This is a genomic window from Ruegeria sp. C5, from assembly GCF_056537605.1.
This window is the reverse complement of record NZ_JBQFRX010000005.1, coordinates 204,987-226,202: the sequence shown is the minus strand read 5'-3', so window position 1 is coordinate 226,202 and position 21,216 is coordinate 204,987. Positions and strand designations below refer to the sequence as shown.

26 protein-coding genes are annotated in these 21,216 nt (G+C 57.3%); 10 read left to right on the top strand and 16 right to left on the bottom strand.

Features of this window, described 5'->3' with window-relative positions:
- The first annotated feature begins 8 nt into the window (after nt 1–8).
- Together ACR0AW_RS17110 and ACR0AW_RS17105 are read left to right on the top strand one after the other, a co-directional pair.
- A complete protein-coding gene (locus ACR0AW_RS17110) occupies nt 9–767 on the top strand; it encodes an electron transfer flavoprotein subunit beta/FixA family protein (RefSeq protein WP_170392589.1) in 759 nt (252 codons plus the stop codon).
- Nucleotides 767–1,696 carry an electron transfer flavoprotein subunit alpha/FixB family protein gene (locus tag ACR0AW_RS17105; protein WP_170402252.1) on the top strand — a complete coding sequence of 310 codons (930 nt, stop codon included), beginning with the start codon at nt 767–769 and terminating at the stop codon, nt 1,694–1,696. The genes ACR0AW_RS17110 and ACR0AW_RS17105 overlap by 1 nt, the downstream gene beginning before the upstream one ends.
- A 63-nt stretch (nt 1,697–1,759) precedes the next feature.
- On the opposite strand, the gene ACR0AW_RS17100 is transcribed toward ACR0AW_RS17105, so the two are convergent.
- Nucleotides 1,760–2,578: a DUF6473 family protein gene (locus ACR0AW_RS17100; protein ID WP_480439339.1), complete on the bottom strand. Its 819-nt coding sequence runs from the start codon at nt 2,576–2,578 to the stop codon at nt 1,760–1,762.
- Nucleotides 2,579–2,741: 163 nt separating this feature from the next.
- On the opposite strand from ACR0AW_RS17100, the gene ACR0AW_RS17095 reads away from it, so the two are divergent.
- On the top strand, nt 2,742–3,617 hold the full coding sequence (locus tag ACR0AW_RS17095) for a 3-hydroxybutyryl-CoA dehydrogenase (protein ID WP_170392931.1): 876 nt from the start codon (nt 2,742–2,744) through the stop codon (nt 3,615–3,617).
- Between the two features lie 79 nt (nt 3,618–3,696).
- On the opposite strand, the gene ACR0AW_RS17090 is transcribed toward ACR0AW_RS17095, so the two are convergent.
- The 7 genes from ACR0AW_RS17090 to ACR0AW_RS17060 are packed head-to-tail and all read right to left on the bottom strand — an operon-like array spanning nt 3,697 to nt 9,104.
- Nucleotides 3,697–4,596, bottom strand: coding sequence for a lysophospholipid acyltransferase family protein (locus tag ACR0AW_RS17090; RefSeq protein ID WP_170392592.1), 900 nt, complete (start codon nt 4,594–4,596; stop codon nt 3,697–3,699).
- 34 nt (nt 4,597–4,630) lie between these two features.
- Nucleotides 4,631–4,900 carry an HPr family phosphocarrier protein gene (locus tag ACR0AW_RS17085; RefSeq protein WP_170392593.1) on the bottom strand — a complete coding sequence of 90 codons (270 nt, stop codon included), beginning with the start codon at nt 4,898–4,900 and terminating at the stop codon, nt 4,631–4,633.
- A 16-nt stretch (nt 4,901–4,916) separates the two neighbouring features.
- Complete coding sequence (locus ACR0AW_RS17080; RefSeq protein WP_170392594.1) at nt 4,917–5,309, bottom strand: PTS sugar transporter subunit IIA; 393 nt, start codon at nt 5,307–5,309, stop codon at nt 4,917–4,919.
- On the bottom strand, nt 5,306–6,187 hold the full coding sequence (gene rapZ, locus ACR0AW_RS17075; RefSeq protein ID WP_480439341.1) for an RNase adapter RapZ: 882 nt from the start codon (nt 6,185–6,187) through the stop codon (nt 5,306–5,308). The genes ACR0AW_RS17080 and rapZ overlap by 4 nt, the downstream gene beginning before the upstream one ends.
- Nucleotides 6,184–6,654: a phosphoenolpyruvate carboxykinase (ATP) gene (locus tag ACR0AW_RS17070; protein ID WP_170733745.1), complete on the bottom strand. Its 471-nt coding sequence runs from the start codon at nt 6,652–6,654 to the stop codon at nt 6,184–6,186. The genes rapZ and ACR0AW_RS17070 overlap by 4 nt, the downstream gene beginning before the upstream one ends.
- Before the next feature lie 3 nt (nt 6,655–6,657).
- Nucleotides 6,658–8,367, bottom strand: a complete 1,710-nt coding sequence (locus ACR0AW_RS17065; protein ID WP_170392597.1) for a sensor histidine kinase — start codon at nt 8,365–8,367, stop codon at nt 6,658–6,660.
- 32 nt (nt 8,368–8,399) lie between these two features.
- Nucleotides 8,400–9,104, bottom strand: a complete 705-nt coding sequence (locus ACR0AW_RS17060; RefSeq protein ID WP_170733744.1) for a response regulator transcription factor — start codon at nt 9,102–9,104, stop codon at nt 8,400–8,402.
- 344 nt (nt 9,105–9,448) lie between these two features.
- Between ACR0AW_RS17060 and ACR0AW_RS17055 the strand changes: the two genes are divergently transcribed.
- The 3 genes from ACR0AW_RS17055 (at nt 9,449) to ACR0AW_RS17045 (ending at nt 12,235) form a co-directional block, all read left to right on the top strand.
- Nucleotides 9,449–11,047, top strand: a complete 1,599-nt coding sequence (locus ACR0AW_RS17055; protein ID WP_170402270.1) for a phosphoenolpyruvate carboxykinase — start codon at nt 9,449–9,451, stop codon at nt 11,045–11,047.
- 322 nt (nt 11,048–11,369) lie between these two features.
- Nucleotides 11,370–11,660: a hypothetical protein gene (locus tag ACR0AW_RS17050; RefSeq protein WP_170392600.1), complete on the top strand. Its 291-nt coding sequence runs from the start codon at nt 11,370–11,372 to the stop codon at nt 11,658–11,660.
- Nucleotides 11,661–11,692: 32 nt separating this feature from the next.
- Complete coding sequence (locus tag ACR0AW_RS17045) at nt 11,693–12,235, top strand: hypothetical protein (RefSeq protein ID WP_255611805.1); 543 nt, start codon at nt 11,693–11,695, stop codon at nt 12,233–12,235.
- Here the strand turns inward: ACR0AW_RS17045 and ACR0AW_RS17040 are convergent.
- On the bottom strand, nt 12,232–12,996 hold the full coding sequence (locus tag ACR0AW_RS17040; protein WP_170662871.1) for a sulfite exporter TauE/SafE family protein: 765 nt from the start codon (nt 12,994–12,996) through the stop codon (nt 12,232–12,234). The genes ACR0AW_RS17045 and ACR0AW_RS17040 overlap by 4 nt on opposite strands.
- A 144-nt stretch (nt 12,997–13,140) precedes the next feature.
- On the opposite strand from ACR0AW_RS17040, the gene ACR0AW_RS17035 reads away from it, so the two are divergent.
- From ACR0AW_RS17035 to ACR0AW_RS17025, 3 genes are all read left to right on the top strand, one after another.
- On the top strand, nt 13,141–14,832 hold the full coding sequence (locus ACR0AW_RS17035; RefSeq protein ID WP_170733743.1) for an acyl-CoA dehydrogenase family protein: 1,692 nt from the start codon (nt 13,141–13,143) through the stop codon (nt 14,830–14,832).
- A gap of 216 nt (nt 14,833–15,048) precedes the next feature.
- Nucleotides 15,049–15,591: a hypothetical protein gene (locus ACR0AW_RS17030; RefSeq protein ID WP_170402284.1), complete on the top strand. Its 543-nt coding sequence runs from the start codon at nt 15,049–15,051 to the stop codon at nt 15,589–15,591.
- A 12-nt stretch (nt 15,592–15,603) separates the two neighbouring features.
- Nucleotides 15,604–15,996 carry an META domain-containing protein gene (locus ACR0AW_RS17025; protein WP_170597410.1) on the top strand — a complete coding sequence of 131 codons (393 nt, stop codon included), beginning with the start codon at nt 15,604–15,606 and terminating at the stop codon, nt 15,994–15,996.
- Here ACR0AW_RS17025 and recO read toward each other — a convergent pair.
- Nucleotides 15,980–16,705: a DNA repair protein RecO gene (gene recO, locus ACR0AW_RS17020; protein ID WP_170513454.1), complete on the bottom strand. Its 726-nt coding sequence runs from the start codon at nt 16,703–16,705 to the stop codon at nt 15,980–15,982. The genes ACR0AW_RS17025 and recO overlap by 17 nt on opposite strands.
- 168 nt (nt 16,706–16,873) lie before the next feature.
- On the opposite strand from recO, the gene ACR0AW_RS17015 reads away from it, so the two are divergent.
- Nucleotides 16,874–17,263 carry a VOC family protein gene (locus ACR0AW_RS17015; RefSeq protein ID WP_170402289.1) on the top strand — a complete coding sequence of 130 codons (390 nt, stop codon included), beginning with the start codon at nt 16,874–16,876 and terminating at the stop codon, nt 17,261–17,263.
- 9 nt (nt 17,264–17,272) lie between these two features.
- On the opposite strand, the gene ACR0AW_RS17010 is transcribed toward ACR0AW_RS17015, so the two are convergent.
- From ACR0AW_RS17010 to lepB, 6 genes are all read right to left on the bottom strand, one after another.
- Nucleotides 17,273–17,596 carry a SemiSWEET transporter gene (locus ACR0AW_RS17010; RefSeq protein ID WP_170392607.1) on the bottom strand — a complete coding sequence of 108 codons (324 nt, stop codon included), beginning with the start codon at nt 17,594–17,596 and terminating at the stop codon, nt 17,273–17,275.
- Nucleotides 17,597–17,706: 110 nt separating this feature from the next.
- A complete protein-coding gene (locus tag ACR0AW_RS17005) occupies nt 17,707–18,036 on the bottom strand; it encodes a DUF1491 family protein (protein ID WP_170733742.1) in 330 nt (109 codons plus the stop codon).
- A gap of 55 nt (nt 18,037–18,091) precedes the next feature.
- Nucleotides 18,092–19,000: a GTPase Era gene (gene era / locus ACR0AW_RS17000; protein WP_170392609.1), complete on the bottom strand. Its 909-nt coding sequence runs from the start codon at nt 18,998–19,000 to the stop codon at nt 18,092–18,094.
- A gap of 168 nt (nt 19,001–19,168) precedes the next feature.
- Nucleotides 19,169–19,681, bottom strand: coding sequence for a GNAT family N-acetyltransferase (locus ACR0AW_RS16995; RefSeq protein ID WP_170733741.1), 513 nt, complete (start codon nt 19,679–19,681; stop codon nt 19,169–19,171).
- A gap of 19 nt (nt 19,682–19,700) precedes the next feature.
- Nucleotides 19,701–20,378, bottom strand: coding sequence for a ribonuclease III (gene rnc / locus ACR0AW_RS16990; RefSeq protein WP_170733740.1), 678 nt, complete (start codon nt 20,376–20,378; stop codon nt 19,701–19,703).
- Nucleotides 20,375–21,214: a signal peptidase I gene (lepB, locus tag ACR0AW_RS16985; protein WP_170392612.1), complete on the bottom strand. Its 840-nt coding sequence runs from the start codon at nt 21,212–21,214 to the stop codon at nt 20,375–20,377. Before lepB ends, rnc begins: the two co-directional genes overlap by 4 nt.
- Nucleotides 21,215–21,216: the final 2 nt, after the last annotated feature.

Below are 21,216 nucleotides of genomic sequence, written 5' to 3'. Positions count from 1 at the left end.
ACGCAAAAATGAAGGTACTTGTGCCTGTCAAGCGCGTGATTGACTACAACGTGAAAGTTCGTGTGAAAGCGGACGGCAGCGGAGTTGATCTCGCCAATGTAAAAATGTCGATGAACCCCTTCGACGAGATTGCCGTGGAAGAGGCGATCCGCCTGAAAGAGGCGGGCAAGGCCGATGAGGTTGTTGCCGTTTCGATCGGTGTGAAACAGTCGCAGGAAACCCTGCGGACCGCGCTGGCCATGGGTGCCGACCGCGCCATTCTGGTTGTCGCTGCGGATGACGTGCATCAGGACATCGAACCGCTTGCAGTTGCCAAGATCCTCGCCAAAGTGGTCGAAGAAGAGCAGCCCGGCATAGTTCTGGCGGGCAAGCAGGCGATCGACAATGACATGAACGCCACCGGTCAGATGCTGTCAGCCCTGCTGGGCTGGAGCCAAGGCACTTTCGCGTCCGAACTGGACATCGAAGGCGACACTGCCAAGATCACCCGTGAGGTTGACGGCGGTCTGCAGACCATCTCCGTCAAAATGCCAACCATCGTGACCGTCGACCTGCGCCTGAACGAGCCGCGCTATGCGTCGCTGCCGAACATCATGAAAGCGAAGAAAAAGCCGCTGGATGAGAAAACCGCCGCCGACTATGGCGTCGACGTCACTCCGCGTCTGGAAGTCGTCAAGACCGAAGAGCCGCCGGCACGCGCCGCCGGTATCATCGTGGGCTCGGTTGATGAGCTGGTCGAGAAACTCAAAGAAGCGGGGGCTGTGTAATGGCTGTTCTTCTTCTCGCAGAGGTTAACAATGGTGAGCTGTCGGTTGACGCCACCGCCAAGACCGTAGCGGCTGTCAAATCGCTGGGCGACATCACCGTTCTGGCCGCAGGTGGTTCTGCCGCTGCTGCCGGTGAGGCCGCTGCCAAGATCGATGGCGTATCCAAGGTTCTGGTGGCCGAAGACGCCTCGCTGGGTCATCGCCTGGCGGAATCTACCGCAGCCCTGATCGTGGGTCTGGCCGATGGGTACGAGCATATCGTTGCCCCTGCCACCACCGACGCCAAGAACGTGATGCCGCGCGTTGCAGCTCTGCTGGACGTGATGGTGATTTCGGATGCATCCGGCGTGGTCGATGCCACGACCTTCGAGCGTCCGATCTATGCGGGTAACGCGATCCAGACCGTGAAATCGAACGACGCCAAGAAAGTCGTGACCATCCGGACCGCCAGCTTCGATGCGGCGGGCGAAGGTGGTTCGGCGGCGGTCGAGACCATCTCAGTCGGTGAAAACCCCGGCCTGTCGTCGTGGGTCGAGGACAAGGTTGCTGAAAGCGACCGTCCTGAACTGACTTCGGCTGGTGTTGTTGTTTCGGGTGGCCGTGGTGTTGGCTCGGAAGACGACTTCAAACTGATCGAAGGCCTGGCCGATAAGCTGGGAGCCGCCGTTGGTGCCTCACGCGCCGCAGTTGACTCGGGCTACGCCCCGAACGACTGGCAGGTGGGTCAGACCGGTAAAGTTGTTGCCCCTGACCTGTATGTTGCAGTCGGCATCTCGGGTGCGATCCAGCACCTGGCGGGCATGAAGGACTCCAAGGTCATCGTTGCGATCAACAAGGACGAAGAAGCGCCGATCTTCCAGGTCGCAGACTTCGGTCTGGTCGCAGACCTGTTCCAGGCCGTGCCGGAACTCACCGAAAAACTCGGCTGATTTCAGACAAAGATTTCTCGACGAAAAATCTTAGAAGGCCCGCCACTGGCGGGCCTTTGCTGTTTATACGCCCAGGTCGTTGATCACTTGGGCAAGTGAGCCAGCGATATTGCGATGTGTGGCTGGGCCGATCATATGCTCGGCAATCGGTTGTTGCAGGGTGCCAAACAACATGTCTTCAAGCTCATCGGATACGCCGGACACCTGAACCTGCAAGGACAAAATATCCGTACAATGGGGCCCCAAAGGCTCAATCATCTCGGGGTTGATTGCAAAGCCGACACCCGGTGTCGAATCCAAATCGCTTCTCTCCACTTGCAGATGCAAAAGCAGGACGGGCGGGCCTACTTCTGCAAGAAACTTGCCGAGCTTTTCGATCCAGACATTGCGCAACTCTTGTTCCACAAGTTCAATACGGGCATCCGAGCGTGACGACAGGCGGTTCAGCAAGTGCTGTACAAAATGGACATCCGTAAAATCTTCTTCGGGATACAGCGCAACCAGATCGGTATTTGGCGCAACGAAACGGTCATTGCGTCGTGGGTGCACCCGGTAGAATCGGTTCGATAGCCCCAGCATGCCGGGTAACTGCAGGACGCAGACATCAGACCGGTTTGCGATCTCCAGTAGCCCTTTGTCCTGCGTCAACGCTTCGACACCGCAGAACAGGCTGCCAAGGTTGAGGCATCGACGATCCAGACGACGTTCCAACTCATTGGGAAAGGGGGTTTCTACGAAACGGCCAAAAGTCTCTTCGCCCCCCAAACATGCCACATAGGGGTTGTTCAACGCCCTTTGAGGGCCCCTGAAACGTAGTTTGGAATTTTCATATTCGCACGTCGTTTCCTCGGAATGGACCGCATTGATCGATTGATAGCTCATCACACTCACCCAAATATTCACCCAACCGCCATTTTGCCGCCGCAAGTCTTGAGAAAGTCCTAATGCGCGCATTTGAAGCGAAATTGACTGTCCCCGTCCCCTTGCCGCCCATAGGGAACTGCCGATAATGTCGCCATATTCTGCGAACAAGGGCATCGAACAAATGGACGTAAAATCAGTCGGAGTGATCGGCGCTGGACAGATGGGCAACGGGATTGCTCATGTTATGGCGTTGGCAGAGTATGATGTTCTACTGAACGATGTCAGCCAGGACGCGCTAAACAGCGCGATGGCAACCATTGAAACCAACCTGGCGCGTCAAGCGTCGCGCGGCAAAATCTCGGATGATGCAGTGAAATCCGCGTTGGGTCGGATCACGACGACGCTGAATCTGCCGGATTTGGGGCAGACCGATCTTGTAATCGAAGCCGCGACCGAGCGGGAAACGGTGAAACAGGCAATCTTTGAAGACCTGTTGCCGCACCTACAGCCACATACGATCCTGACATCGAACACTTCGTCGATCTCAATTACCCGGCTGGCCAGCCGCACCGACCGGCCCGAACGTTTCATGGGATTCCACTTCATGAACCCGGTCCCTGTGATGCAGCTCGTCGAGTTGATCCGGGGCATCGCCACCGATGAAGCAACCTTTAATTCCTGTAAAGCCGTAGTGGACCGGCTTGGCAAAACCTCAGCCAGCGCCGAAGATTTTCCGGCCTTTATCGTGAATCGCATTCTGATGCCCATGATCAATGAGGCGGTTTACACATTGTATGAAGGTGTCGGGAATGTGCAGTCCATTGACCAATCGATGAAGCTGGGCGCAAACCACCCTATGGGCCCATTGGAACTAGCGGACTTCATCGGCTTGGATACCTGTCTGGCGATCATGAACGTGTTACATGACGGACTGGCAGACACCAAGTATCGTCCCTGCCCGCTGTTGACGAAATATGTCGAAGCCGGATGGCTGGGACGCAAAACCGAACGCGGGTTTTATGATTATCGAGGCGAGGTTCCGGTACCCACACGGTAGAATCTGAGAGGGCCAGCCCTCTCTTGAGCCTATGGCTCAATTCACTCCCGAGATATTTTTGGCCAGATGAAGGGGCGGATCAGGATTTGAGCGTCTTGCCCAGCGCCATGGTGTGATCACGGAGCCATGCCATGAAACCGCGGGGGTCGCGTTCCAGCAGGTCCATGTCTTTATCCGAAATCGGGTCACCGATCACCGGCGACTGGGGCCTGTTGCAGGATCGGACGATTTCGTGCAGCAGTAGGCCCTGGCGCAGGATGGGCGATATCCGGTTGGCAATTTGATACCAGCGCGAGTTGCTGCCAGGGAAGAAGATCGGCACGACCTTGGCACCCGACCTACGGATCATCTTCGCGGTGAAGACATTCCACTCCCGCTCGATGGCTGGTCCGAACCAATCATCCGAAGACATCACAACACCTGACGGGAATAACGCGACAACGCCCCCATCTGCCAGATGTTTCATCGTCTTGCTGCGCATCTCGAGCATCTTGGCCTGCGCTTCAGGATCATGCGGGAACGGCACCGGGATCATGAATGAGGTCGCAGCTTCATCCAACCCAGTCAGGACTGAGCGGGTCAGGATGCGATAGTCACTGCGGACCCGACCGATGAGTTCAGCGAAGATCATGCCATCAACCATGCCGTGCGGATGGTTCGCGACGACCACTACGGGGCCTTCTTTTGGGATGCGGGCGATCTGTTCGGCTGGGGTTGTCAGCTCGATACCCATGGTCTTGAGCGCACCGCCCCAGAACTTCTGACCTCGATAGCGTTCGTTCTGCTTCTCGAACTTGTTGACCATGCGCAAGATGGTCAGCTTGCCTGTGCACCATTCGATGGCGCGAATGGCCGTAGACGTCCAGGCATCGTCAAACGAGTTGGCGTAGGTCAGGGTTCTGCGGTCGTAGATTTCACCCTGATCGGTGTCGTGATCCACTACAGGACCTGTCTTGGTATCGTGCGTGGTTTCCGCCAATTGCCTTGTCTTTCCGTCCTTGGTGTCGTGGCTGTCAGAACCCTTCGCCGAACTTATCGTTCACCAATGTTTCCAAAGCCTCTGCCAACGCCTCAGCATCCGGGCCGGACGTCTCGACGTCAATAGTGCTTCCGCGCGACGCTGCCAACATCAAAAGGCCCATGATACTGTCGCCCGAGGCAGAAAGCCCGTCTCGTGACACCTCGGCGCGCGCATCAAAGCCTTCGACCACCTCGACCAGCTTGGCAGAAGCGCGGGCGTGAAGGCCCTTTTCATTGATAATTTTCAAACTCTTGGTCGTCATATGAATCTATCCGGTGTCAATCCAATGTCACATTTTGCGCATTGATGTACTTTCGTCCAGCTTCCAAAGCCAAACGCACGGCCTCGGCCAGTGGCAAGTGGCGACTTTTGGCCAGTTTGATCAGCATGGGAAGGTTGGCCCCGTAAAGGATTCGCCGGTCTTGTGGCGCACATGCGCGCAGGCTCAGATTCGAGGGGCTGCCGCCAAACAGATCGGTCACCACAACGACGCCATCGCCCATATCGACCTCGTCCGCCGCGCGGCAGATTTCAACTTGTTTCGCTTCGCGATCATGGTCGGCTTCTATCGGGATGGCCACCAGTCCGGGTTGCTTTCCAACCACATGCTGCGTGGCCGCAAGATACTCCTGAGCCAACCCACCATGTGCAACAATAACGATCCCGATCACTCCGGCCTCACATTCAACGCGCGTCGTTCCATTTCGCGATGCCTAATTGCCACCTGCTGCCCCCCTTCTGCAAGGGCCTTTGCAACTGCTTCAGCCACCGCGACCGAGCGGTGCTGCCCTCCGGTGCACCCAAATGCGACTGAAAGGTGCGCTTTGCCTTCCTCACGGAAGGCCGGAAGCAGTTCGATCAGCAGGTCGACCACCCGGTCAAAGAAGACGCCATAGTTTGCATCTGATTGAACATAGGCCGCCACATCCGAGTTTCGACCATCCGCATCCCGCAGTTCAGGCCGCCAGTATGGATTGGCCAGAAACCGGCAATCGAACACCATGTCCAAACCGCGCGGCAAGCCCCGCTTGTACGAGAAGGATTCGATCGACACCGCCAGATGCCGCCCGCCCTTTGGGGCGAACCAGCGTTCGACCTCTTCCCGCAGCTGATGCACATTCAACGCGCTGGTGTCGATCAGCGTGTCGGCAAACTCGCGAATTGGGGCTAACAATTCCTTTTCCTGACAAATGCCGGTTTCCGGGCTGGCATCAGTCGCAACCGGGTGACGGCGGCGGGTCTCCGAGAAGCGACGCAGCAGCACCTCGTCACTGCAATCCAGATAGAGGATTGTCAGGTCGACATTCTCCATCCGGCCCAGTTTGGCGGCAAGTTCGATAAACCCGGTGGTTGAAAAATCGCGATTGCGCGCGTCGATACCCAAAGCCATTGGGCGCGCAGGCTCCGAATTGTCGACGAGGCGAGCCAGCAACCCCATCGGCAGGTTGTCAATCGCCTCGAACCCCAGATCTTCAAGCACATGAATTGCGGTCGATCGCCCTGCACCGGAAGGACCTGTTATCAGAACGACGCGCTGTTGTGCTGTCATGTATTCGGCCATTCCGGGGCTACGCGCCCCATTTTCACAAGTTGAATAAGTCCTGCAGCCAAATTGGGCACGCCAGCCCCCCGAAGCAAGGGAACAGTTTGCTTCAGCACAAAAATTTCAGTGGGTTCAGGCAGCCGCGCAGGCTCGGCTTGGTCCATATCCACAACAAATGCCAATCGGACCGGCCTCGCGGCTTCAGCTCGCAGCAACCCAATGCCGCGCGCTTCAATCAGGCCGCGGATCTGCGGAAGTCCAGCTGCCATCACGTGATCGGCCTGTCCGGTCAATTCGACCCGGTCATCAGCGACAAGCTGCGCCCCAAGCGCCATCATCTGTAGCGCCAAAGAAGATTTGCCAGTACCCGAGGCGCCAATGATCAATAAGCCTTTTTCCTGAACCGCAACACAGGTCCCATGAATGCAGGCCGACCCTTGATCCGCTATCTCAGAAAGTGGGGTGGTCCTCATAACCTAGACGGGAAGCCCGACAACAAACCGCGCACCTAGCGGGTCCGAGGTGATATCGGCTTCGGTCGGACGGATGTTTTCTGCCCAGATCACACCACCATGCGCCTCGACGATTTGTTTCGAAATCGCCAATCCAAGGCCCGAATTGTTGCCGAAATGCTCTTCGGGGCGTTCGGAATAGAAACGCTTGAAGATCTTGGTCAGCGCCTGATCAGGAATGCCGGGACCGGTGTCTTCAACCACCACGAGCACGCGGTTGTCACGACGGCGGACCCAGACCCGGATGGCGTCTTTGTCTTCGCAGAACGAAATCGCATTGGTGATCAGGTTGACAAAGACCTGCGCCAGACGCGCCTCGAGCCCGTTGACCACGATGGGGTCCGAGGGAAGGTCTGTGATATATTCGATGCCTTTCGAACGGGCATCTTCACCCAGAAACTGGCTTATGTTCCCAAGCAAATTGAGCAGGTCAAAGGGCTGCTCTTCTTCTTTCACCAGTTCCGCGTCCAGCCGCGATGCGTTCGAGATATCGCTGACCAGTCGATCCAATCGCCGCACATCATGCTCAATCACGCCCAATAGCTTTTCGCGCTGATCATCGCGTTTGACCATGCGCATAGTGCCCACGGCGGATTGCAGGCTGGCCAACGGGTTCTTGATCTCATGCGCGACATCGGCCGCAAATTGTTCGTTCGCGTCAATGCGGTTATAAAGCGCCGTGACCATCCCGCGTAAAGCCTGGCTCAGGCGGCCGATTTCATCCGGACGCGCACTGAGATCCGGGATGCGGATACGTCCGGGGTTCACTCCGGCTCCGCGGTCCTTGCCCATCTCGGCAGCGGCGGCCAGATCAGCAAGAGGATTGGCAATCGTTGAGGCCAAAACGAGGCTCAGACCGATCGAGACCAGAAGTGCCACCACAAACATCTGAAGGATCCGCTCTTGCTCCTTGCGGGCCAGCGCATCGATCTCGCCTGCCGGGCCCGCCATAGCAACGGCACCCACAGGCGTATCGTCCAATAGGATCGGGGCCACGGCGACAATCACCGTCTTGCCTTTATCGTCGTGCACGGCCTGTACTTGCAATCCGCCGTTCAGCGCCTGCGGGATCATTTCCTGCACCCGTTGCGCCAGCGTCGGAGCCTCGCTTTCGGAAGAACCGCTAAAGACCGCAGACACACCATTCCAAACCGCATTCAATGCGTCGCTGATCAAAGTGCTTCCCGTGGCGCTATCGGCGTCCTGATGCAAAAGGCTGGGCAATTTGTCGGCCATGGACGCCCCGCGTGTCCAACCGATCAGAGTGCCCGTGCCGTCATAAACAAAAACCTCGCCGCCTTCGGGCAAGCTGAGACCCGCTAGCGTATCACGGACATCCAATGTGCCTGCACCATTGGCAGAGGGTTGACGCAGCTGGGTTTCAAAAACGTTGCTGACAAGTTGCGCATCACCGACCAGGTTCTGCGCGGTCTGTTGAACCCGTTCTTTTCGCGTGTCGTCCAGATACAGCAGCCCTGCAACCAAAATGACAAGGGCAATGAGGTTGAAGGTGATAATCCTGCGCGCCAGGGGCGAATAGCGCATCGAAAACAGGTTTCGTCGCGAACGCTTGGCCTGTAGCTCGGCAGCATCAGGGTCTTGGGGGATGACCCAGTCATCCCCAAGAACGACGTCTGCGTCGTGCACTTGGTTGGCTTGTTCAGTATCGCGCACGAGACCCCTTCGGCTTGATAAAACGGCCGCGCCTATTCTTCGTTATAACGATACCCGATACCGTACAGCGTTTCTATCGCCGAAAACTCGGGATCGGCTGCGCGCATCTTCTTACGCAGTCGCTTGATATGACTGTCAATGGTGCGGTCATCCACGTAGACCTGATCATCATAAGCGACATCCATCAGCTGATCGCGGCTTTTGACAAAGCCCGGACGTTGCGCCAAGGCCTGCAGCAGCAGAAACTCGGTAACTGTCAGCGAGACATCATTGCTTTTCCAGCTGACTGCGTGGCGCAGCGGGTCCATCCGCAGCTCGCCCCGCTCCATCACTTTTGTATCGCCCGAGGCCGCGTTGGTCACATCACCATCGACCGCTTCCTGACGGCGCAACAAGGCGCGAATCCGTTCAACCAGCAGCCGCTGAGAGAATGGTTTTTTGACGTAGTCATCTGCACCCATGCGCAGACCCAGAACCTCGTCAATCTCGTCATCTTTGGAGGTCAGAAAAATCACGGGCATCTGGGTTTTCTGCCGCAGCCTTTGCAGCAGATCCATGCCGTCCATCCGCGGCATCTTGATATCCAGTACGGCCATGTCTGGCAGCTTTTTGTTGAAAGCGTCCAGCGCAGCCTGACCATCGTTGTATGTTTCGACCTCAAACCCTTCGGCTTCGAGTGTCATGGACACAGACGTCAGGATATTTCTGTCGTCGTCCACCAGTGCAATCTTTGACATCGGGTTCACCCCTATTCCTGCTCACTCGCGCAATAATACGCTTTTTTGTAAGGCATTGTTGGCGGTTTTGAGCCACCGAATCAACTCGTAACCTCGAATCGTGCCATTCTTGCGGCAGGTATGCGGCAAATTTGCCTTGCTGCGCCCAAATAGCTGCCTTGATTTACGGCAGACAAATCGTGATGGCGCTAAACCTCAACTTGGTTGCGCTAACTACCCCCAACCCTCCTGTTCATGTCCCAAAATACCGTGATAAGAGGCGCTTGACCGCCGGCTCTTTCCGGTATCCGCCCCAATGGTGCACCCGGCCCAAGGCCCTCGCGCCGCCACAGGAGAAGACACACATGACATCTGGACGGGTTAACCCGCAATTCCGCCTCGAAGATCAGGGCATCGAGGGTCTGGGCAATGTCTATTACAACTTCATGGAACCGGCGCTGATCGAAGAAGCGCTGAAGCGCGGCGAAGGCACCCTTGGCAATGGCGGCGCCTTTCTGGTCACCACCGGCAAATTCACTGGCCGCTCGCCCAAGGACAAGCATGTCGTCAAGACAGACAGTGTTGCCGACAGCATCTGGTGGGAAAACAACGCCGCCATGAGCCCTGAAGGTTTTGACGCGCTCTATGAAGATATGCTGACCCATATGAAAGGCCGCGACTACTTCGTGCAGGACCTCGTGGGCGGGGCTGATCCCAGCTACTCGATCAATGTGCGCATGGTAACCGAGCTGGCGTGGCACAACCTGTTCATCCGCCACCTGCTGCGCCGCCCGGATCGTGAGGATCTGGATGATTTCACGGCTGACTTTACCATCATCAACTGTCCCAGCTTCCACGCGGACCCCAAAAAGCATGGCTGCCGCAGCGAAACGGTGATTGCACTGAACTTTGATCGCAAGCTGATCCTGATCGGCGGCACCGAATACGCAGGCGAGAACAAGAAGTCCGTCTTCACACTGCTGAACTACATGCTGCCCGAAAAAGGCGTGATGCCGATGCACTGCTCGGCTAACCACGCGGTTGGCAACCCGGTCGACACTGCCGTGTTCTTCGGCCTGTCCGGCACCGGCAAGACCACCCTGTCCGCCGACCCGTCGCGCACCTTGATCGGTGATGACGAACACGGTTGGTCGGATCGAGGCACCTTCAACTTTGAAGGTGGTTGCTATGCCAAGACCATCAACCTGAACGCCGAAGCCGAACCAGAAATCTACGCCACCACCTCGAAATTTGGCACTGTGATCGAGAACATGGTTTTTGATCCCGAGACCAAAGAGCTTGATTTCAACGACGACTCGCTGACCGCGAATATGCGCTGCGCCTACCCGTTGGAATACATCTCCAACGCGTCGAAAACTGCATTGGGTGGGCACCCTAAGAACATCATCATGTTGACCTGCGATGCGTTCGGCGTTTTGCCTCCGATCGCGCGGTTGACGCCTGCGCAGGCGATGTATCACTTCCTTTCCGGCTTTACCTCGAAGGTCGCCGGGACCGAACGTGGCGTGACTGAACCGCAGCCCACCTTCTCGACCTGCTTTGGCGCGCCCTTTATGCCACGCCGCCCCGAGGCTTATGGCAACCTTCTACGCGATAAGATTGCTCAGCATGGTGCGACCTGCTGGTTGGTCAACACCGGCTGGACTGGAGGTGCCTACGGCGTGGGCAGCCGCATGCCAATCAAGGCCACCCGCGCGCTGCTGACGGCTGCGCTGGAAGGATCACTGACCGATGCGGAATTCCGCAAGGACGCCAATTTCGGCTTCGATGTGCCGGTCTCTGTCCCTGGTGTGCCCGAGGTCTTGCTGGATCCGCGCCGCACCTGGGACGATCAGGAAGCGTTCGACAAACAGGCGGAAAAGCTGGTGCACATGTTCGCTGAAAACTTCGAGCAGTACCTGCCCTTCATCGACGAAGACATCAAAGCTGTCGCGATCGGTTGATCGAATTCAGGGGCCATCATGGCCCCTGACCCACCAAAGCTTACGCTTCGGCACCTTGTGTGCACACAGACAAGTTCATTGCGATAACGTGCAACATGCGCTATCGCAATTTACCCAAGACGCTTCGAAGCCCGGCGTCCTTTGGCAGCGGCTTCTGTTAAATTTGAACATCGGGCGATCCGGGCTAGCTTACTCACATCATGTCTCGGGCCGTTCAACAAGGTAATGATTATTTCTACACGGGGATGGGTGTCGGCGTGATGTGTTCCAAAGGTCAGCCTTTCGAACTGCCTCGGTCCGTCACGGAAACTATAGGCAAGTAATGACTGAAATCTCAAAACTCACCGAACTGCGCAAATTGATGCAAAGCATGGAGCGCACTCTTGGGCTGGAAGAACTCTCACCGGTCGAGCGCGACATCTACTATGCCGCCGAAGAACTGTCGAAAGATGATCGCGAAGTACGCACCTTTGGTCTGATCGAACACACGCTGGTCAAAAGCGTATCTCGCCCGACATTTTTCCGCGCGCTGAAGTCTCTGGTTCAAAAGGGTTATCTGTCGCAAAGCGGCAGCGCCAATCGCGGACGGTATCTGGTTCATGCGCCCAGGTGATCGCCACCCCAGATCTGTAATCGGCTGACCCCGTGCGCAGATGGGCCTCTGAAACATTCTATGCCTCTTTGGCCTATGTCGCTGCATCGTTCCTAACATTCCAGGTGCTGATGCCGCTTCAGAACGTGTTTTTTCCCGCATACCCCAGCTATGCCAGCTTATTGTTCCTGCCGCACGGCGTGCGGGTTCTGTCGGCTTGGTTGTTGGGATGGAGGGCGATATTCGCACTGTTGCCCGGCGTTGCCATCGTCTTTGCCCTTGTGGGCGGTTGGGATGTTCTTCTGCCCAGCAGATTGCTGGCGATCACTATCGCGGTCACCACAGTTCCAGCGGTTTTTTATGTCTGCAAGGCGTTGGGCTGGGATTTGTTTCCGCGCGTCGATCGGAAGCCATGCTGGCTGTGCGTGATGGGCGTTGGAATCATCACATCGGTATTGGTGTCCGTTCTCACCAACATGGCCTTCGGCAGCGCAACGGCCGAGTATATCGCCTATCTGATCGGTGATATCTCAGGTCTTTTCTTCCTAATGTTGGGCCTCTATTTCGCCTTTCGGTTTGCTGAAAGACGCAATTAACCCAAAAGACCCCTGCGCAGCAGGTTCAGCCCTGCAATCAGCAGTACAAGCAGAGTGAGTTTGCGGAACTGTGCCTGATCGATACGATCCTGCAGAAACTGACCGCCGCGCATTCCCAGCAAGGCAGGGATAATCAGCAGCGCTGAGAACACCGCTGTGTCAGTCCTTAGAATACCCGAACCCAGATGCGCCACAATAAGCGCTACAGCGCCCAGACCGTATATCACGCCCTGCACCCGCATCTGATCCTTCTTCGGTGTATTCAAGGCTGTCAGATAGGCCACGGTTGGTGGTCCCCACACGCCCGAGATGCCGCCGACAGCACCGGCCACCGCACCCACCATAGCCTCAACCCGCATTGAGGGCGCTTGCAGCGTCAGTTTCAGCCCCAGTAGTTGCATCAGAGCAAAGAACGAAACTGGTGCGCCTAAGATCAACAGAAATGCCTTGGGCGACAAGATGTTGATCAGCTGCGCGCTGGCCAATAGACAGACCAGTCCAACGCTCAGAAATACCTTGAACTTTCGAACTGACGCCACCGCCGCAGGTAAACCTTCCCGCAAGGCCTGCACCCCATTGGTCACCAGCGTGGGCAAGATTAGACCTGCCAGCGCCAGCTCAGGCGGCAGCATCATGCTAAGACCAGAAACAAGCACCATTGGCATGGCAAAACCGACCATGCCTTTGACCCAGCCCGCGACGAAGGCAACGACCAAAGCCAGACAGAAATCCTGCGGCGACATAAGTGAAAACAGTCCCATCGACCCTTCATACCAGTCCAAAAAATTTCTGCACTGCAAAAGTCACTAAGCAATTTTTGAACTTTTTATGGATGATTTGCGTATTTTTGTTGCGCTGCATGTGCAGCATGATATGACCAGACAACCCAGCAGAGGACGTGATTCATGGCCCATGACGGACAGGATGTGACGAACATGACGCAGCCAGCGGTTTTGCCCGATCTTCTATCACTCAGCGCAGCAGCCCTGCCCGGCGTTCAAGCGGTATTCGATAAGGCGGTCGAATCGGTTCGCGCGCAGGTGACAAGCGAAGGTCGCATATCGGGCGCACTGATCGAGGCCAATCAGACAGCCGCACATGGGCTGGCTTGGCTGGCCACATACCACCAGTCGCTGCAGCAGATGCAGCGCTGGGCCGAGGCGCTTCAGGCCGAGGGAAAATTCGGCGAGATGGAGCAGCTGTTGCATCAGATCGCCTTTGGGGAATACTTGCATCAGATCGCCGGTGGTATTCCGATGAACCAGGGCGAGGTTGTACGTTTGCAGGATCTTGGCCTTGGCTGGGATGCTCTGTCGGGATTCCAATGCAGCGAAGTGCAGACACTAATGGCGCAAGCCAACTCTCAGGCCGCGCGCACGCGTCTGGTTGAGTTGATGCAGGACCAGTCCGGTGCCACCATGTTTGGTGCGTCTGGTCTGGACGAAGAACTGGAGATGATCCGAGACCAGTTTCGCCGCTATGCCGTTGAAAAGGTTGAGCCTAATGCCCATGAATGGCACCTGAAGGACGAACTGATCCCAATCGAGATTATCGAGGAACTGGCCGAGATGGGCGTGTTCGGTCTGACCATCCCCGAAGAATTCGGCGGGTTCGGCCTATCCAAAGCCTCAATGTGTGTGGTCTCGGAAGAGCTTTCGCGCGGGTACATCGGCGTGGGTTCTCTGGGCACACGGTCCGAAATCGCCGCAGAACTGATCATCGCGGGCGGTACGGATGAACAAAAGGCCAACTGGCTGCCAAAACTGGCCAGCGCCGAGATCCTGCCAACCGCTGTTTTCACTGAACCCAATACCGGATCGGATTTGGGCAGCCTGCGTACGCGGGCCGTCAAGAGTGAAGATGGTAACTATAAAATAACAGGAAATAAAACATGGATCACACACGCGGCGCGCACCCATGTGATGACCTTGTTGGCGCGGACTAATCCCGACAGTACCGATCACCGTGGGCTGTCCATGTTCCTGGCTGAGAAGACACCTGGAACCGACGAGAACCCCTTCCCCACGCCCGGCATGACTGGTGGTGAGATTGAGGTGTTGGGTTATCGTGGCATGAAGGAATACGAGCTGGGATTTGACGGCTTCGAAGTGAAGGGCGAAAACCTGCTGGGCGGCGAAGAAGGTAAAGGTTTCAAGCAGTTAATGGAAACCTTCGAGTCTGCCCGCATCCAAACGGCTGCCCGCGCCATCGGCGTAGCGCAGAGTGCTTTGGACATTGCCATGCAATATGCACAAGACCGCAAGCAGTTCGGCAAATCTCTGATCAATTTCCCTCGCGTCTCGGGCAAGCTGGCGATGATGGCGGTCGAGATCATGATCGCGCGACAGCTAACTTATTATTCTGCTTGGGAAAAAGATCACGGTCAACGTTGCGACCTTGAGGCCGGGATGGCCAAGCTGCTGGGCGCTCGAGTTGCTTGGGCTGCGGCGGATAACGGGCTGCAGATTCATGGCGGCAACGGCTTCGCTCTGGAATACAAAATTAGCCGCGTGCTTTGTGACGCGCGCATCCTAAATATCTTTGAAGGCGCCGCAGAAATACAGGCGCAAGTCATCGCGCGTCGATTGCTGGGCTGACGCCCGAAGCGACGCGGTTTCCCCAACTGAACCCGGCCTTGCGCCGGGTTTTCTTTTTCTTCCGTGTTGTACGGACCTTCAGGCCTATTTCTTCCGAGTTGTACAACTCGGTTTCAGGGCTTAATGGGCGAAACTTCCCCCTCGGATCGAGCGCAGAAATCGGGTAAAGGGCGTCAACCAAACCCAGCGCCCAAGCTGGCCAGAGGAGAATCGAGCGTGAAGATCATCATCGCAGTTTTGGCCACCTGCATGGCCCTTGCCGGATGCGCCATGGCACCAAACACCGGGCCCGATGATGTGGACCAGTTGGCACAAGCGATCCAGCAGCTTGACCCCAAGGTTGACCCTGCCGAGGCGCGGCGTGCAGCCGAGATATCTTATGCCTATTCCAATCAACTGAAACAGGACTGGAACGTCACCGATCCAGCCATCATCCACAACGCAAAGGTCATCAACGGATTTCGCGAAAAAGGTCTGTGCAATGATTGGGCGCAGGCCATGACCACGCGTTTGAAGCAAGAGAACTTTCGCACGCTGGACCTGCACTGGGCCACGTCGCCTCCAACTGCGTTCCGGATCATCCACCATTCGGCTCTGATCAGCGCTAAGGGAGATTCAATGTATGAAGGCATCATCCTTGACCCGTGGCGCAACAGCGGGGTGCTTTACTGGGATCAGGTGCGCGAGGACACCAAATACAACTGGCGCCCCCGCCTTGAAGTGCGCGAAGAGTTAATCAGCGGTGTGAACCCCTACTGACAGGATATTGCGATGTTACGTCTGGCCTTGTTCCTGCCCCTTTTGACCCTGTTCCAATGCGACAAGGATGAGACTGTCGCCGCCTATGGCGCAGCGGATCAGACATGGGCTTTGCAAGAGATCGACGGGCAGCCTTTTGAGGCCAGCGCCCTTTTGCGATTCCCCGAAGAGGGTCGGATTGAGGGCAATGCCCCGTGCAACACTTATTCAGGTACACTGTATGCACCCTACCCGTGGTTTGAGATCACCGATCTTGTCGCCACCCGCGCGGCTTGCGCCGGGCTTGAAGCCGAGGGGTTTTATTTCGCCGCACTGATGGCGATGACCCAGTCCGAGGTGTCCGGCGATGTGCTGATCCTGCGCAATGAGGACGGGCACGAAATGGTGTTCAAAGCCGCCGAGTAAACTGCGCCACAAATCGCGCGCGTGCGTCCGGCAACGGCGTATGACCCAGCGACGGAGCCAGATGGTTTTCCAGAAAATACCCGGTTGTGCGTAAGGCTTCAGCAATCTCGGTATCCGGAGCCGCGCCTTCGCCGCGCAGGCAGGGGGGCAAAGGCAGCAGCTTATCGGCCCAGTCCCCTGCCCCCGCCGCACTGACCGCGCGACCGGTTTTCGGAGAGACATAGACCAACCCCTCGGTCGCCCCTGTCACTGCGCAGGCCGAAAGATCCAAGCCAAAGCCCAGCTCTTCCAGCAGCGCCAGTTCCCAGCGCAGATAGGCCAGTGGCCAGACGTCATCCTGCCCCAGCAGGTCCATCAACTGTTCTGTTTGCTGATAGATCGCCGGATGAGGCTCGCGTTCGGGCAGGCAAAAGGACAGCAGCGCCACCACCGCATTTAATCCGGCCAGCGCCAGCCGCCCTGAAAACGCCGCTGCAGCGCGCGAACGCAGGGGTTCGACCTGAAAGGTGCCAAGATGTTCTTCGAGCCGCGCCCGCCAGAGCACGTCCAGCTGCGCGCCGGGTTGCAGGATCGGGGCGATCTTGCGGCTGGTGCCACCGCGCACAATGCCGGCGTGACGACCATGGGCTTCGGTAAAGACCTCGATAATCGCCGCTGTCTCACCATGACGGCGAGAGGTCAGAAGAATGCCGTGATCACGCCAGTCCAAGTTTGGCCTCGTTAGGTCACCAGATATATACGCAGGAAATCTTATGGCCGTTGCAGGTTCAAGGTAGAAACGCGTTAGGTTGACCCTGTGGAACACCAAAAACACGTTGCGTGACATCTGTTCACGCAATAGTGTTCACTTTATGTTCTACACGGAGGAATTTAAGAAATGTCACTTAACTATGTCATGATCGGTTCAAATGATGTCGTCAAAGCGCGAAGCTTTTACGATGCGGTTGTACCCAAAATCGGCGGCAAGGTTATTGCTGAATATATGCCCCACGCTGTTTGTTACGAGCTGCGGGGCGGTGGGTCCATGTGGGTCGCGACGCCCTTTGACAAAGAGGCCGCGACGGTTGGAAACGGTAACATGGTTGGCTTGCTTTGCGAAAGTGAAGCGGAAGTTCGCGAGGTGCATGCCGAGGCTCTTGCCAATGGCGGAACAAATGAAGGTGATCCCGGAGATCGACCTCAATATGGCCCGAACTTCTATGGCGCTTATGCGCGCGATCCTGATGGCAACAAGATGAGCTTTGTCTATTTTAGCGATGCAGGCTGATCGCGCGCCCTAGAACGTCATACCTGCGTGAATCAGAATGCCGATAACCATCAGCAGGTTCAGCACCATTGAGATACCGTTGCCCACATAGATGGGCAACTTGCCCACCACCAGCCCATAGGCGAACCACAAAAACGACAGCCCAGCATACAGAGACCAGGACAGCAGCGACTGTCCGGTCGCGTGTTCGGAGTGGGTGAAATAAAGCTTGATCAGTTGTGGAAGCGTGGCGAAGGGGCCAACGACGCCGATGAAGACCATGAACCCCTCGAACCGCTGCATCCAGTGACCGAGATTTGAGTTTTCCAGTTTCTGGGCAAGCGTTTCAGCCACTCAACCCCCTCCTGTTCCTGCGGCCTCCGGAAGATTGGGCCGTTTCATTCAGCCGGTTGCAAAGCAAAATAGTCGCTTTGCGCCGTACGTCCAAGATCATTTGGCGCGGGTTAATCCAGACCTTCTTCACCCAGCAGGTGCCTGCCTCGGCGGTCTTCCACCTCGATCACCCAAAGGTCGGGGTCAAAACTGCGTTGGCGGGTGATGGCGGCATCTACGTCTGCCTCTTCGCCGGATGAGAGCTCCACCCATTTGCGCTCGCCGCTCATCAGATCAAAACTGCGCTGAAAGGCTGCGGCCCGCCCGTTGAGTGTGTTGAGTTTGATAAGCACCGCCCCTGCGGTGTCATCCCCATGCGCCACAACAAAAGCCGGTATTTCCTGAAACCGCAGCCGCGCCAGATAGGCATGCACCCAGAATTCAGCCGTCAACCGGGTCATGGTTCTGACCTTTCCGTAGGGGTTGAGAATTTTCGACGAAAATTCTTGGCCCGGGTCATGCGTTGCCGTCTTTGAAATCCAGACCCATTTCCGAGTAGCGCTCGGATTCCTCCAGCCAGTTGGGCCGGACTTTCACCTGCAAGAACAGGTGGATCTTGCGGTCCAAAAACTCTTCCAGCTCGGCACGCGCCGCCTGACTGACGGCCTTTATGGTCTCACCACGTTTGCCCAGCACAATCCCTTTGTGGCCATCACGCATAACATAGATGACCTGATCGATCTTGGCCGAGCCGTCCTTGCGCTCTTCCCAGTTCTCGGTCTCGACGGTCAGCTGGTAGGGCAGTTCCTGATGCAGGCGCAGGGTCAGTTTCTCGCGCGTCATCTCAGCCGCGATCATGCGCAGAGGCAGATCCGCAATCTGGTCTTCTGGATAGAGCCACGGGCCTTCGGGCAGTTCCGAGGCGAGCCATTTGCGCAGGTCGTCGACACCGTGGCCTTTTTCGGCCGAGATCATGAAGGTCTCGGCAAAGGGATAACGCGCATTCAGGTCACTGGTCAGCGCCAGCAGCTTTTCCGAGGGCACCTTGTCGATCTTGTTGATCGCAAGTGCGATGGTGCGGCCCTGTCCGATCTCTTCCAGGCCTTCGAGGATGCGTTCGACACCTTCGGTGATACCGCGATGCGCCTCGATCATCAGCACGACCACATCCGCATCTGCAGCCCCGCCCCAAGCGGCGGCTACCATGGCACGGTCCAGACGGCGGCGCGGTTTGAAGAGGCCCGGCGTGTCGACAAAGACCAGTTGCGCATCGCCCTCCATCGCCACGCCACGGATACGAGCACGGGTGGTTTGCACTTTGTGCGTCACGATCGAGACTTTGGCTCCGACCATGCGGTTCAGAAGGGTGGATTTGCCTGCGTTGGGCTCTCCGATCAGGGCGATAAATCCGGCGCGTGTGCTCATGTGTCCTGCGATCCTGTTTGCAAGTGCGCACCCCTATAGCAGAATGCGCGGACGGGCCAGAGGGATTTGTCGCATTGCGGATATCAGTGAGCGAAGGCCAGTCTGCGGCCCATAGGGCGACGCTGCCCGGTCGACCGGTGCCGGCATTGGCCGGGCTTGATCGCGCGATCAGGTTGTAGTGTTCAACGCCAGAACTTGGTTCGGATGGGCTTGGTCCCCGATCCGAAAATCTGTGACTCCGACCTGCCGGAACCCTTTGGCTAGATAGAAGTCGATTGCGGGCGTGTTCTCGGAATTGGTTGTCAGCCAAATCGACGGGCGCCCTTTTTCACGCATGTAGTCAATCGCGATGTCGAGCAGCGCTGAGCCGATGCCTTTACCTTGATGGCGGTGCTGGACATAGAACGTCACGATTTCTAGGTCAGAAAGCCCGTCCACGGGTGCGGCGCGACTTTCCGCAAGCCGAATATAGCCGTCGATCCCGTCTTCGTTTTCGGAAACCATCAAGAGGTCTTGGCCGTCCTCCAATATGGCTTCGAACCGGGCGGTCGTGAACTCGGACAGTGCGAACTCGGCAAGGAAGGCGTTCACACCACGCTTTAGATATGTTCCGATCCAGGCCTCAATCGACAAGGCGGCGAGGCTGGCGGCATCGGATTTCTGGGCGGGTCTGATCTTCATGATCTGGCCGCAAAACGGATCAAGACAACTGTCCCAACAACGCCTTTGCCGCGGCTTGTTCGGCTTGTCGCTTGGAGCCGGCGGTAGCCTGCGCCTCGGTCCCGTCCTGCAGGCGCGCGGCGATGGTGAAGATCGGAGCGTGGTCGGGGCCGGTGCGTTTGACCTCGACATATGCAGGGGGTTTCTGACCGCGGGCCTGCGCCCATTCCTGAAGCGAGGTTTTGGCGTCGCGGGCGTCGGCCTCGACCTTGTGGATGCGATCGCCCCAGAGGGCGAGGATCACGTCTCGGGCAGCCTCGAACCCTGCGTCGCGGTAGATGGCCGCGATGACCGCCTCCATCGCGTCGCCCAGCAAGGCCTGCTTGCGACGACCTCCGGACAGCATCTCGGACCGGCCCAGTTTCAGCACCGCACCCAGATCAATCTGGCGGGCCACATCGGCGCAGGCTTCCTTGCGCACCAGCGCGTTGAAACGGGGGGCCAGTTGGCCTTCGGAAGCTTTCTTGTCGGCCTCAAGCAAAGCAGTGGCCATGACGAGACCCAGGACGCGGTCGCCCAGAAATTCAAGACGCTGATTGTCGGGGCGCGTGGCAGAGGACACTGAGCCGTGGGTCAGCGCACGCACCAGCAGTTCAGGGTCGGAAAACTCATACCCCAAGCGCTGCTGGAACGCCTTTATCTCAGCCGATAGCTTCAATTGACCGCCTTGAAGAAACGATCACCGCGCCATGTCCAGAAGAACAGCATCGAGCGACCTGCGGAGGAGAACATGATCCGGTCGGCGCGACCGATCAGGTTTTCGTAAGGAACATAGCCCACGCCACCGGCGGATTGCGGCAAGCGGCTGTCGGCCGAGTTGTCGCGGTTGTCGCCCATGAAGAAATAGTGGCCCTCGGGTACAGTATAGACCCCGGTATTGTCCGATCCCTGATTGCCGATGTTCAGCACGTCGTAGGACACGCCATTTGGCAGGGTCTCGATCAGGCGGTTCTTTTCGCAAACACCGCCGATCCCGACGGGACCGTTGGAACAGCGCGGGCGCAGGCCTTGTGGGCCCTGCGGTTCAGCAACTTCGGTGAACACACCGTCGGGTTGCTGCGGCACAGGAGTGTCGTTGAGGATGATTTGACCTTCACGAATCTGGATACGATCACCCGGCAGACCGATCAGTCGCTTGATATAGTCGCGCCCTGTCACCGGATGGCGGAAGACGATGACATCGCCGCGCTCGGGATCGCCACCCAGCAGACGGGAGTTGTCATCACCCTGCATCCAACCGCACACATCCTCGGCATCGATGTTCAGGCCGACGCTGGGGATGATCAGGCTAGGGCAGGACGCGTAGGAATAGCCATAGGCCATCTTATTGACGAAGAGGAAATCACCGATCAGCAGCGTCTGCTTCATGGAGCCTGAGGGAATCCAGAACGGCTGAAAGAAAAGCGTGCGGAAAACGCCCGCGATCAGCAGGGCGTAGACGATAGTTTTGATCGTCTCCCAGACGGCGTTTCCGGATTTGGCTTCCTCGGCCATAC